At 37.5% G+C, this 13,351-nt stretch carries 14 protein-coding genes; 4 read left to right on the forward strand and 10 right to left on the reverse strand.

Annotation, left to right across the window (positions count from 1 at the left end; genetic code table 11):
• Window positions 1-2 precede the first annotated feature (2 nt).
• The 6 genes from FTU12_RS09195 to FTU12_RS09220 form a co-directional block, all read right to left on the reverse strand.
• A complete protein-coding gene (locus tag FTU12_RS09195) occupies window positions 3-416 on the reverse strand; it encodes a YeeE/YedE family protein (RefSeq protein ID WP_180005525.1) in 414 nt (137 codons plus the stop codon).
• A 241-nt stretch (window positions 417-657) separates the two neighbouring features.
• Window positions 658-903, reverse strand: a complete 246-nt coding sequence (locus FTU12_RS09200; RefSeq protein ID WP_180008109.1) for a hypothetical protein — start codon at window positions 901-903, stop codon at window positions 658-660.
• A 40-nt stretch (window positions 904-943) separates the two neighbouring features.
• Window positions 944-1,699: a zeta toxin gene (locus tag FTU12_RS09205; protein WP_257225714.1), complete on the reverse strand. Its 756-nt coding sequence runs from the start codon at window positions 1,697-1,699 to the stop codon at window positions 944-946.
• 3 nt (window positions 1,700-1,702) lie between these two features.
• On the reverse strand, window positions 1,703-1,963 hold the full coding sequence (locus FTU12_RS09210) for a hypothetical protein (protein ID WP_180064169.1): 261 nt from the start codon (window positions 1,961-1,963) through the stop codon (window positions 1,703-1,705).
• A 268-nt stretch (window positions 1,964-2,231) separates the two neighbouring features.
• Window positions 2,232-2,624, reverse strand: a complete 393-nt coding sequence (locus FTU12_RS09215) for a hypothetical protein (protein WP_257227305.1) — start codon at window positions 2,622-2,624, stop codon at window positions 2,232-2,234.
• Window positions 2,625-2,627: 3 nt separating this feature from the next.
• Window positions 2,628-2,996, reverse strand: coding sequence for a hypothetical protein (locus tag FTU12_RS09220; protein WP_078190788.1), 369 nt, complete (start codon window positions 2,994-2,996; stop codon window positions 2,628-2,630).
• Window positions 2,997-4,114: 1,118 nt separating this feature from the next.
• Here FTU12_RS09220 and aroQ point away from each other — a divergent pair.
• From aroQ to accC, 3 genes are read left to right on the forward strand one after another with little or no spacing between them, the layout of a single operon-like run.
• Window positions 4,115-4,570, forward strand: a complete 456-nt coding sequence (gene aroQ / locus FTU12_RS09225) for a type II 3-dehydroquinate dehydratase (RefSeq protein WP_180022653.1) — start codon at window positions 4,115-4,117, stop codon at window positions 4,568-4,570.
• Between the two features lie 15 nt (window positions 4,571-4,585).
• Window positions 4,586-5,002, forward strand: a complete 417-nt coding sequence (gene accB, locus FTU12_RS09230) for an acetyl-CoA carboxylase biotin carboxyl carrier protein (RefSeq protein WP_078190790.1) — start codon at window positions 4,586-4,588, stop codon at window positions 5,000-5,002.
• 17 nt (window positions 5,003-5,019) lie between these two features.
• The gene (accC, locus tag FTU12_RS09235) at window positions 5,020-6,381 is read left to right on the forward strand and encodes an acetyl-CoA carboxylase biotin carboxylase subunit (protein ID WP_180005521.1); all 1,362 of its coding nucleotides are present in this window, start codon (window positions 5,020-5,022) and stop codon (window positions 6,379-6,381) included.
• A gap of 71 nt (window positions 6,382-6,452) precedes the next feature.
• On the opposite strand, the gene FTU12_RS09240 is transcribed toward accC, so the two are convergent.
• A complete protein-coding gene (locus FTU12_RS09240; RefSeq protein ID WP_180114221.1) occupies window positions 6,453-6,935 on the reverse strand; it encodes a hypothetical protein in 483 nt (160 codons plus the stop codon).
• 299 nt (window positions 6,936-7,234) lie between these two features.
• On the opposite strand from FTU12_RS09240, the gene FTU12_RS09245 reads away from it, so the two are divergent.
• Window positions 7,235-8,617 carry a sensor domain-containing diguanylate cyclase gene (locus FTU12_RS09245; RefSeq protein WP_257227306.1) on the forward strand — a complete coding sequence of 461 codons (1,383 nt, stop codon included), beginning with the start codon at window positions 7,235-7,237 and terminating at the stop codon, window positions 8,615-8,617.
• A gap of 24 nt (window positions 8,618-8,641) precedes the next feature.
• On the opposite strand, the gene FTU12_RS09250 is transcribed toward FTU12_RS09245, so the two are convergent.
• The 3 genes from FTU12_RS09250 to FTU12_RS09260 all read right to left on the reverse strand — a co-directional run bounded on the left by FTU12_RS09250 (window position 8,642) and on the right by FTU12_RS09260 (window position 12,892).
• The gene (locus FTU12_RS09250) at window positions 8,642-9,802 is read right to left on the reverse strand and encodes an MFS transporter (protein WP_180114223.1); all 1,161 of its coding nucleotides are present in this window, start codon (window positions 9,800-9,802) and stop codon (window positions 8,642-8,644) included.
• Between the two features lie 246 nt (window positions 9,803-10,048).
• Entirely contained in the window at window positions 10,049-12,019 is a 1,971-nt protein-coding gene (locus tag FTU12_RS09255) for a choline BCCT transporter BetT (RefSeq protein ID WP_180114224.1), read from the reverse strand.
• 456 nt (window positions 12,020-12,475) lie between these two features.
• The gene (locus tag FTU12_RS09260) at window positions 12,476-12,892 is read right to left on the reverse strand and encodes a DNA breaking-rejoining protein (protein WP_168379498.1); all 417 of its coding nucleotides are present in this window, start codon (window positions 12,890-12,892) and stop codon (window positions 12,476-12,478) included.
• Between the last annotated feature and the right edge of the window lie 459 nt (window positions 12,893-13,351).

The raw sequence follows: 13,351 nt of genomic DNA on the forward strand, positions 1-13,351 counted from the left end.
CATTAAGCTCCGATTACATGTCTCATTACATAAACTGTGATAATCCCTGCCAACATAAAACTAGCAGTTGCAACGAATGAACGCTTAGAAAGACGACTAATACCGCAAATGCCATGTCCGCTTGTACAACCTGAACCTAATCGCGTTCCGAATCCAACCAATACCCCGGCAATGATCATCATCCATGGGCTTGCATCCAGTTCAATTGTCACAGAGGTCATTTTCCCGTAGATAAAAGGCACAATAAAAAGTCCCGCTAAAAACCATATCGCAGGTGTTTTTAAAATCGTTTGAGGATTCAACATTTGCGCAATTAAACCACTGATACCGGCGATTCGACCATGTACGTATAGGTAGCCAACTGCGGCTAGGCCCAATAAGGTCCCGCCGAGAAAAGCGGTTAGAAAGGGATGCATATTCATCAGCCACAAAAACAATATATGTTTTTATAATATGTTATTTAAAAAAAGATGCAAGCCCTCCAACCGAAATATTCGTTCTGACTTGCCTTTTCCTGATTGAAAAATTCAACGTTTCAAGAGTGTTTGATTAATTTATTTAGAAATAATTTATAAACTTGAAAAATCACGAAATATATCCTCGGAGATTTTTCAATAAAGGCTGTTTATTATGAAGTTAATTGAAATAATAGATAGTTTATAGATCAATACTGATATCGCTGAGTGCATCGCTCACCCACGTTAAAGCATCTGAACCCAATTCTATAATATTCGAACCAATTTCAGCTAAGTCGGTCAAATCTAGAGAAGATAAAGGATCAAATGATGAATTGTTTTTTTGCTGTTCTTGTTCAGCTTGCTGCTCAATGACTTGATCTAGATCCGTTTGATCTAATGGAGATGAGTTTGAATGTTGTTGTAATTCATTGTCTATATTTTGCATAGAGTTATCCTGTTGTTTTTTATATCACTTACGATTGATATTACTTCGGTTCAAACTCTTTGAGCACCTTATCTACAAACCACCACGGTAAACGCTGAATACCCGAATTCATCTTTAAAATTTCAGCTTGTTCAATTTCCGCAATGAAAGACGCATGCTGTCCATCGGCAGAGTTATCAAATAAATAACTTCGATCCGTTGCTTCTACCGCCTGCATTAACAAATCCATACTTCGATAATAACGTTCACGAATTTTTTGTTCTGGCACGCCATGTCCACCCGTTTTCACTCGGTACTGAACACGTGAAATATTGATAACAGGATCAATAGTGGAAACATAATACAGATAGGTTCGAAAGCCTTTTCTTTTTGCTTCGCGTAGAAATTCCACCTTTGAAATATGGGACATCACCGTTTCAAACGTAAAACTAATTTTTAACTCTAAAAACTGCAAACGGATGTAATCAATAATTCTTGCACAAAGATATGAATCAATCTGATCTGGATGAAATTCAATTTTCCAGGGATCTAATATCTGAGGTTTACGTGCTAATAGCGGAATAAAATCTCCATCAGCGGGACGTTTTTTCGTATCGAGAAAGTTAATTAATGCTTCTGATTTTAAAGCGGGATGATAATCCAACAAATTGAGCCGGTGTGAATGTTTCAGTTGAGCTTCAAGTTCATCCGCGTTTAAATATGCCCCAATATGATGGGGCAATAAATATTCTTTAACTGTGCTTTTACCTGAACCATTTGGACCCGCGAACATTCTAATGCGAGGCTGTGGAGGCATGTATTAAACAATTTCCTCTATTTTCTTTTTACGTTTTAAAATTTTAGGTAGATCATCCACTTGTACAAAGTCGGCTGAAACATCTTTTATTTGTACTTCTTGACCATTTTGCAGACGTTGAACCAGTTGTAGACCTTTTACATAAACCACAGTGGATGACGCACTTGCTTGTTCAAAAGCATGGCGAAATGCATGTATAGCAAGGCCCGGGATCATATCATCCTCATATTGGCTTGCTTTCATTACTGAAGTATAAGCTGTCATGTAAACAACTCCTCAAACATCAAAAATAATGTGTTCAATCATCTTATCATACTCGCAATATTTGTCTATTTATCCATCAACCATACTGAGAGAAACTCGATAAAAATTCAAAGTGATTAAATCATTTGATTATCGTACTCGAATAGAATGTCGTATATGAGTAAATGTGTGCGGATGCTACATCATGAATCATGTAAAGGTTATCCACGTTAGATTTATCACCGAATAGAATCCAAAAAGTTTTAGAAGAAAAAGTTTACGTCTCAATTTATTTTGTAGGACTCGAACAAAACGCACTTTCGTTTAGTCCAGACGACTGCATACTTTGTTGCTGTTGTTGTAAATAATGCTGTGAAGCCACTTGCATTAGATTGGCCATTTCAAGAGCTGAATTTTGTTGAGAGATTTCTAAAATCTGTCGATATGCATTCAATCTTAAACAAAAAGCTTGAGTTTGCTGCTGACCAGTTGCTGTAGAGGCTGGGTCATCCAAAATGGCTTTGGTTGAATTAATTTGCTCAGTATATGCTTGTATCTGAGCATTATATTCAGCTTGAGTCAGTTGTGGAGTAACCGCTTCATTCACATTTGCATGTATTACAGAAGAAGTAAACACAGAGAAAATAAAGACATACAGTTTATACATCAATGGAGAATGCATAAATTAAGCCTCATCACCTTCTTTCCAGACATCTTCATAATCATCAGCATCGATCATAAAACGATAGCCCACATCCAAAGCTAAATACGGTAGCACTTCAGGCACGACATCTTGCAGTTTACGCACAGTCATTGTTTCAAAGTTATCTGCGCCTTCAAGCTCCCCGCCATAAATATACCAACTGACATTTTCATCACCTTCTGCAGGCTTACGAATACCGACTATTGGATCTTTATTTAAGGTATGGACAGCCACAGCAATTACATCATCGCCTTGCACTTCTACATATGCAGAACCCACTTCTTCACATAAAAGTTTTTGTTCTGCAATCAGTTCTGCCAAAGGTGATGAATTTTGCGTATGTTTTGCCATGTTTGTTCTCAGGCCATATAGGTTTCGGGCATTCTACCGTGAATTACACATATATAGATAAATTTTTTCCGTGCGAAAGCATTCGTGCCTTGTTTTATTAATTCATTTATAGCAAAAGACTCAATGCAGTAGATTCCATGTAAAGATATAAACAGGAATAAAGGAAACTTAATTCAAGACATATACCGTTCAAACACAGAAATAGACGAATAAAAAATAGAATCAGTATGCAAACAGCAAGCTTCTTTACCACCACAGATTTAACTTTTGCCAATGCCTGTGCAAATTTGGACAAATACCCGATTTTCCAAACTTACATGATTTATGAAAGAAATCGTCAATGCCTTGCACGTTTCATAGATTCAAAACACTGACTAGAAAATACACAGGATGGTTAATACGCTTATATATAGGTCTATAAAGTATGACTTAGCTAGGCAATAAATGTTCATCATATCTAAAGCTGCCTACTTATAAGGAAATGCTCCCACAGAATATTCAATTCACTGAGGCAAACAAAATATCTAGCTTGAGCCCTATCATTTATGAAAACATTTCATTGGTTTGGAAATATGCTGTATCAATCATAAAAAAAATAAACTATCTTTTAATTTTTATATACTTAGCATACAGACTTGCTTTATTCTTTTAAATAACTCGCTTGAAAGCTGAGAGCAATTTAGATTTCTTTATGCACAAATAAATTAAACCTTAGAATTTTTAATGCGCTGTATGAATACCATCTTTATGACTATGCATGCGTAGGCTGTTCAACTGACGACCTATAAGGCGGATACACAAATCAGCACACCTTTTAGATCATTCGCACTGGTTATTACTAAACGTACGCACCATGATAAAGCAAGTTTACACAAAAGATATCAACAGTTTTAGCCAATTGGGTTTAAAATGATGTCCTACAATATAATGATAAAAATGTAATCTTTTAACATTGCCAATTCTCTGCAAAGTTCGCATTATATAGCCCATTCTCGGCACATGCTTTTCACGTCAATTCAAAGAAATTATAAAAAAAATGTGGAATTTTATGCCATAATGAGCAAACTTTGCAGGTATCTTGCAAAGTAAATTTGCAACTTTTTATTGGAGCAGGCTGAATGAGCTCGACCATTTTGGTCATTCATGGACCGAATCTCAACTTACTGGGAAAACGTGAACCCGAAGTTTATGGCTATCTAACACTCGATGATATCAACCAAAAACTGATTTCACAGGCTCAAAACGCTTCCATTTCTCTCGACACTTTCCAAAGTAATTGGGAAGGCGCTGTCGTCGACCGAATTCATCAAGCGCAACAAGAAGGCGTTCAATTCATCATTATTAACCCAGCAGCCCTAACACATACTTCGGTTGCTGTTCGTGATGCCCTTCTTGGTGTAGCCATTCCGTTTATCGAAGTACATCTATCAAATGTCCACGCTCGCGAAGCATTTAGACATCACTCCTATCTATCTGATAAAGCCGTTGGCGTTATTTGTGGTTTAGGTGCAAAAGGCTATGCCGCAGCACTAGACTTCGCCATCGAAAAAATTCAACCAACTTCTCAATCTTAATTAGGAATACTGTTCATGGATATCCGTAAAATCAAGAAACTCATCGATTTGATGATTGAATCTGACTTACAGGCGATTGAAGTTAAAGAAGGCGATCAATCTATCGCTCTAACTCGTCGCAATCCAGTTGTTGCTGCCGCTGCGCCTGCTATGGCTGCTCCCGCCGCTGCACCTGCTGCACCTCGTTCACCACGTGGTGCTGTTGAGCCGTCTCCTATGGTTGGTGTGTTCTATGCTGCGCCAAATCCAGGTGAAGCACCATTTGTTAAAGTTGGTCAAACTGTATCTGCTGGTGAAACACTCGGTATCATCGAAGCAATGAAAATCATGAACCCAATTGAAGCAACTCAAAGCGGTGTGATTGAAGAAATTTTGGTTAAAAATGGCGAAGTGATCCAATTCGGTCAACCATTATTCCGCTATCGCGCTTAAGACCACGGGGAATCACAATGTTGCAAAAAGTTTTAATTGCAAACCGTGGTGAGATTGCGCTCCGCATCACCCGCGCTTGCAAAACTTTAGGAATTAAAACCGTAGGGATTTATTCCGATGCCGACAAAGACCTAATGCACTTACGCTTCTGTGACGAAGCTGTGTGCATTGGACCAGGTGCCAGCAGCGAAAGTTATCTCAATATCCCTGCCATTATTACAGCGGCTGAAATCACCGGTGCAGATGCCATCCATCCAGGTTATGGTTTCTTATCTGAAAACGCTGAGTTTGCAGAAATTGTAGAAAACTCAGGTTTTATCTTTATCGGTCCGCGTCCTGAACACATTCGCTTAATGGGAAACAAAGTTTCTGCCATTATTGCGATGAAAAAAGCTGGTGTACCGACTGTTCCGGGTTGTGACCATGCTGTAACGATTCACAATGCATTGGCAGAAGCCAAAGAAATTGGATTTCCATTGATCGTAAAAGCTGCCTCTGGTGGTGGTGGTCGTGGTATGCGTATCGTTGAACGTGTAGACACGCTACTCGAATCTGTACAAGCCGCTCAACGTGATGCGGAAATGTGGTTTGGTGACGACACCGTTTATATGGAACGTTTCCTTCAAAAGCCACGCCATGTCGAAGTGCAAGTTCTTGCAGATGGTAATGGCCATGCAATTCACCTTTATGATCGTGACTGTTCATTGCAACGTCGCCATCAAAAAGTGCTTGAAGAAGCGCCTGCACCGGGTTTACCTGAAGAAGCACGTGCGCATATTCTTGAAGCGTGTGTAAACGCTTGTAAATTAATGCAATACCGTGGTGCTGGTACATTCGAGTTCTTATTTGAAGAAGGTGAATTCTTCTTTATTGAAATGAATACTCGTGTACAAGTAGAACATCCTGTTACTGAGCAAGTGACTGGCGTAGATATTATCGAGCAACAATTACGCATTGCTGCCGGTTTAGGTTTGGATCTTCAACAAGAAGATATTCAACTTAAAGGTCATGCGATTGAATGTCGTATTAATGCAGAAGATCCATCTACATTTATGCCTTCACCGGGTAAAATCGACCATTTTTATGCACCGGGTGGCGCAGGTATCCGATTAGATTCTCATATCTATCAAGGATATAGCATCCCACCATACTATGATTCAATGATTGCAAAACTCATTGCGCATGGTAAAGATCGTGAAACCTCTATTGCGCGCATGAAACAAGCTCTGGAAGAGATTATCTTAACTGGCGTGAAAACCAATATTCCGCTACATAAAGATTTGATTCTTCAAGATAAAAATTTCTGCGAACAAGCAATGGATATTCACTATCTTGAAAAGCATCTATTAAAGAAAGTCGAAGGACATGAAGAGAAATAAAACTTCAGTGTCAAAAAAACCACTCAAATGAGTGGTTTTTTTATTTTCATAAGAAAGATCTATAGTCATACTTAAGGTAAAACTCGACGCAATGTCGCAAAACACTGTTGACCCTGATCATTGGCACAGAAATTAATAACAGATGGACTTTTCCACTTTACAAAGTACTGTGAAATTTCGCCGGTTTGATCTTGAATATTGCCCGAACAATCCATCTGATTATTGTCATATTTCACTTGTAAAATCAGTGCTGGAATTTGCACATTCGGATCTTGCGCAGGTTGATAGTCATATATCCCAGATGACCACTCTTCACCGCTTTTGATCACAACATCATTATTGCTCTTAAAATTATAATATTCAACGCACTTTTTATTGGTCGGAATTTCCATACCCCATAAGCCGACCAATTCAGAACGTGTTGTCACCCTAAAGCTATTCACCGCTTCAACTTGATTTTTAGGCTCTAAATTTTGAGTTGTATTCTTATTATCTGCCGCCATCACCAACGATGAACTCAACATGAGTAAAACTGTAAGATATGCTATTTTCATACATTTAATCAGTCATATAAATCATGCTCTTAAAGTAACACATTTTTTTACAAATCCGCGGTTTATCACATTTTCATAACAATCATTTTTCCTATTTATCCAAAAAATCAATCTCGGTTAACGAAACTACAAATCAGCTAAATGCCAAACAAATCACACTATTTACAATAAAATAATATAAAATCTTTTTTATCGTTTAATATACGAAAAAAACGAATTCTCCCATATTTAACTTAGGCTTACATAAGCTAATGAAACTGCATTCGAATAGTCTTGCTCCGCTTAATGCACGCCACAGCATGGCTTTTGTAATAGTCGCTGCAGTTATTCTTTGCTGCTGCTTAATCGGTATTTTCACCCGCCCATTAAGCTATTTAGCGATTTTTTGGCCTGCGAATGCAGTATTGTTAGCAATATTCTTAAGGTTCCCTAAACTGAGTAATCTGGGAGGATGGTTAGGTGCATTTACCGGTTATATGCTCGCAGATTTAGTGACGGGCAATTATTTCCAACTCACTTTATTTCTCACTTTTTCAAATTTAACCAACAGCATGGTATCGCTATTTTTTATGCGATATTTTCAGGTGAACTATCAAAACTATAATAAAGGTTTCACCTTTCTGACCATGATTGTCATCATCGCCTGCGGTGGATGCCTTGCGGGTGCTCTTTTTGCTATTTTCACTGTGCCTTATATCCCCAACACGTTTATGTCGACCGATAGATTATCGATTGATTTTGGTATGTGGTGGATTACCGAAATATTAAATGCGCTGATTATATTACCGCTTATTCTGTCTTTTCCTAAACTGGCCGATCTTAAACTTTATTTCAAAGATCGACGTCATCAAAGCTTTCAGATCAATAAAATATTTCCGGCAATTGCAGTTGTCTTCTGCGTATTTTTAACAGCCGTTTCTACAGGTCCAGGAGCAATTCTCTACCCTTTAGCGGCTCTAATTTGGGCAGCATTAACCTATCGCTTATTTACCTTATCCCTAATTAATGCCGTGGTAATTTTAGCGACCTATTACAATTTAAATGCGTTCTACTTACACGATTCTTCATTAGCCTATTTATCGACAGCAATTTCAGTTCGTATTGGCCTAGCCATGCTGATTCTCTCGCCGTTGATTCTTTGTATTATTAGCCGAAATCGGCACGAACTATATAAAGAGGTTTTATACCTTGCAAATCATGATAGTTTAACGCATGCGATGAATCGTCGATATTTTTTCGAGCACGGTGAACTTTACCTACAAAACCAAATTCAGCTTAACTTTTCCATTATCATGATGGATATTGATCATTTTAAAAAATTGAATGATCAATATGGGCATTATGTCGGTGACCAAGTTTTACAAGAGTTTTCGAGTGTTGTGCGTAAGAATTTACGTGAAACAGATTTATTTGCACGTATTGGTGGCGAAGAGTTTAGTATATTACTTACCAACATTGCAGCACCTGAAGCTCAAGGTATTGCTGAGCGTATCCGAAAAGTCGTTGAAACCACACCTATTTTCATTGATGAACAAAATACGATTTATATTACGGTGAGTATTGGTCTGATTCATCAGTCTTTGCCCGAATCTCCAAGTTTGCAAAGTATGATTAATCAAGCCGATCAGGCCTTATATCAAGCCAAAGAGCTCGGCCGTAATCAGGTGATTTTAGTCCATTGAGACTTATCAATATACTGAATTGCTTCAAGCTGGCTTTTGAATCGTTTTAGGCAAGCCCACGACCAAAAACATGGCAGGTAGAACCGCCAGTCCTGCGATCATAAAAATAACGGGTCCCGAAAGCATGTCCCAATATCGACCTGCTAAAATACTGCCACTCGCAACACCTAAGCCCCACATGGTACTGTATAGCGCTTGACCTCGCCCTTGTTGACTTGCGGTAAAATTTTGAAAAATGATTCGCATAGCGATTAAGTGGAATAATCCAAAACTGAATGCATGAATCGTTTGCGAAGCAAATTGAGTGATAAACACCGCCGGATATAAGCCTACAATCAACCATCGCATCCCTGTTAGCCCCAGACAAATAAGCACTAAATTTCGCCAAGAATAACGATTAAAAAAGCCATTGGCATAGGCAAACATAATGATTTCTGCAATGACTCCGACAGACCATAAAAAACCGATTTGGCTCGTCGAAAAATCAGCCTGCTTAAGGTAATTACTATAAAAACTATAAAACGGCGCATGTGAAAAGAGCAGAAAGAATTCAATGATAAAAAAACTCGCTACAATAGGCCGTTTTAAGATAGGCCAAAGTGGTTCAAGCTTTTTCTGTGATGATGGTGCAGTAGCGGGCTCTTTAATCGTAAATGACCAAATAAATGCGAGAAATGCAATGCATAACAACATGATAGGCAGCATTGAAACAGGTATTATTTCTAGCAAGGCACCTATTCCAAATACCCCAACAATGAAACCAACTGATCCCCATTTTCTGACTTTTCCATAAAGTTCTGCACGCCGCTCAGCGAGCCAAAATAAAGTTACTCCTTCAAATTGAGCCAATATGGCATTTTGAAAGAAACTAAAAACCAGCATGAGTAATGCAACAGACTGAAAACTATTGGGAATTATAAAAATCAGAAACCAAATACAGGCTTCCATCCATGTTGCAATTCGGACTAAAAGCATGCGCTTGCCGGATTTATCTGCAATCCACCCCCAAATAAATGGCGCAAAAAAACGTGTCACAATTGCAATCGAAGATAAAACACCTATTTCTTGATAATTAAACCCTTGATCCTCTAAATACAAACTCCAATACGGCATGAATGTACCCACTATTGAATAATAGAAAAAGTAGAATCCACCGAGTTTGGATTGGATTGGAATGTTAAGCATCAAACTGTATTCCTTAGTATTTACAGTAAGTTATAAACTTTTCAGAGTTGTATGCTTTTGCATCTAAAAGGCTTGGTTAGGATATGACGAGTATACAAATTTATTTTATTTAAATTATTTCAAAATTTGTACAATTTTATCAAAATATCAAATTTCCTCATTATTCTATTTATTAAACAATATGTTATTTTTACTTATAAAACTCTCATATGTTAATAAAAACCGCCCATTTGGGCGGTTTTTTATCTATTGGCTCTTAGTTCGAACTAAATTTAAAAAATGCAGATGACGCTCATATTGATCAATGACATCTTGCAAGATATCTTCTTGCGTCCATTCGATGATGTCATAATTTTGACCACCTTCCCTCAAAAATACTTCAGCTTGATAATCTTGCGTAATTTCTCCTGAATCAATCATAAAGCTTGGTGTATTTTTTTCTTGGACAACTACTTGGTAGATAAAGTTAATCTCATCTTGATGGTTTACACGAAGCTGCAAGCCATCATCTATCGTGTTTACCGTCACATCTAAATGACGACGCTTAAACTCTTTCTGTAGATTTGAAAATGCCTGGCTTACCGTTGTATCAATATATTGTTCAACTTCTTCACGTGTATGCGGATAATGCATAATCAATCCTAAACGTTGCTGCCAACTTCTTGGATTATGAATTGCTTTAGGTGTAATACGCGCATCCTGTAATGCTTGCATCTTGGTTGCATCTAAATGTAGAGCCTTGACTAAGCCCCAGCAAATTAAAAGCATTACAAAAGTGAATGGTAATGCACTCAACATTGTTGCAGATTGCAAAGCACCTAAACCTCCTGCAAACAACAAAACTATCGCAAGAACAGCCATTAGAGTTGTCCAAAACAATCGTTGCCATGTTGGGGAGTTCTCAGATTTAGCTGTTAAATAATCTGTAACAAGTGCACCAGAGTCCGCTGAAGTCACAAAAAATAGCATAACCAATATGGTCGCAACAAAACTCATAATGCCTGAGAATGGCAAAGTTCCTAAATACTCAAATAGCGCAACGGATGAGTCTCGTTGTACTGCAGAAATCAGTGAGGTATTCGCTTCGTTTAAGATGCTATACAGTGCAGCGTTACCCATCACTCCCATCCAGATCAGCGTGAAGCCTGTTGGAATGAGTAAAACACCTACAATAAACTCACGAATAGTACGTCCTTCAGACACACGAGCAATAAACATTCCTACGAATGGCGACCATGAAATCCACCATGCCCAGTACATAATTGTCCAACCACCAATCCAACCATCAGATTGATAGGCATATAAATTAAAGGTCATGTTGAATAAGTTTGAAAAATACTGGCCAGCATTTTGTATAGTCGCTTGTAATATGAATATCGTAGAACTAGCAAAAAATACAAATAATAAGAGGGTTAATGCTAAGCCTAAATTGATCTCTGATAATCGTTTAATACCCTTGTCTAAGCCCATAAATACGGACAAAGAGGCCATAGCTGTAACAATGACGATTAGAATTAGTTGCGTCGTCGTTGAATATTCAATCCCGAATAGATAATTCAGGCCGGAGTTAATTTGGGTTACACCAAAACCTAAAGTCGTTGCGACACCAAATACAGTACCGATCGTTGCAAAGGTATCTACACCATCACCAATTGGACCATAGATTTTTTTTCCAATGAGAGGATATAACGCAGAGCGAATTTTTAGAGGTAGATTGTGTCTATAAGCAAAGTAAGCTAACGCCAAGCCAACAATTGTGTAGATTGCCCAAGCATGAAGTCCCCAATGGAAGAATGTTACACGCATAGCTTGCTGAGCTGATTGGATAGTTTCTGGTTCACCGGTTGGAGGTGATACATAGTGCATCACTGGCTCCGCGACACCGAAGAACATTAAGCCAATACCCATACCAGCAGTAAATAGCATAGCGAACCAGGAGCTATTACTATATTTTGGCTGGCTATGGTCTAAACCAAGTTTAATTTTACCCATATTTGAACAGGCAATATAAATAAGCACTATTAGAAAAATGGCTACAGATAACACATAGAACCAACTGAATGAGTTTGTAACCCATTGATTTAGTTGTTTAGTAATTAGATCAAAAGCATTGGGAGCTAAAAATACAATGGCAATGAAAATGCCGATAATAACAACTGTGCTAATAAACACATTTGGATTCACATTGGAATACCATGACGGTTTCAATGAAGACATACCTTCCCTATTCCGTTTTATTTGTAAGACAGATCAAAATTGATCAAAGAGATATCCGCTAACTGCGGAAGAAACAGGCTTGTAAAGATGAGTGCTGGCGATTGTAATTTCGCTCTATACGATAAATATTAAAAATATTCATGTGCATAAATTGAAAATTAAAGGCTGACTCAATCTAAGCCACTGTTTAGAATGTGCACATGTTATCATATTTTTAGATACTAAATTAAATATTAAGCAATTTATTAAATTAAGAAAACGATCAATTTAATGTCTTCATTCTAAATTCATTATATTTATCAATATCATTTTTCTTAATTTCTTATAATTTTCCAATTAATACAAAACTCAAAAAACCACTTTTTGGTGGTTTTTTGAATATTTTTTATCACTTATATAATTTCATCTGGTTGGTTTTGCTTCGGTTACTTTCTAAGCTATCCAGATAAAGTAAGTTTAGCGAACTGCTTCAACATGCAATTTATAATTAACTGTTCTATTATTCCGTGCCGTATTCCGCATTTGGTAGATCTGAATCAAATAATTGCCTGATTCTGGCAGCTTGAATTTTCCAGATGCTCCTGTTGTAGATCCAATCACCAAAGCGTCTGCTTTTCCTGGTTTATCACCAGGAGCATATATATTAATTTGGGCTAAATCATGATTGCTTGTCAGCTTATAGCTTAAAGTTTGTCCAGCCTTAGCATTCAAACTATACTGAATGTCATCGTAGCCTTTAAATGATCCTGCAACTGTAGTACCAATAGCACCTTTTGCAAACTGAATGGGTTTTACTGGTGCAGCAGATACACTTGGCGAAACCGCCGCAGACAAAGCCAAAGTTATTGAACCTAACAAAGTTAATTTTTTCATCACTATGTGCCATTTTTAAATTGATCATTTTTAATCATGTGAAATTCTAAATTTCATCAATGATTTTTCATTTATATCGTAAGATGTACAAAGCACTTTTGCCATTTCCTTTTGTTATCCATTGATATAAAAAAACCGTACGAAGGTGGCTTATTTTTTACTTGAGCAGTCCGTATCTTGCATGTGAAAGTGTCTGTAATTCAAACATGTGGTCGTAATCATAGTTTGGCATTATGAATCCACATTTTTACTTACGTTTGATATGGCACTGCTCATAGAGAACATATTGTCGTTGAGCATGCTCATCAGTAATGGTGGGGACTAAAATTAGAAAAGTGTCGTGAGGTGCTTTATCTATGGTCTATATAATCCATATTTATTAGACTTCTTTCATAAGTCAGTTTTTAATCAATACCTAATTCACAAAAAAATGTTCCCTCTCCTTTTCAAAGATGAGCG

This window comes from Acinetobacter sp. YH12063, from assembly GCF_013419715.1.
Taxonomy (GTDB): Bacteria; Pseudomonadota; Gammaproteobacteria; order Pseudomonadales; family Moraxellaceae; genus Acinetobacter; species Acinetobacter amyesii.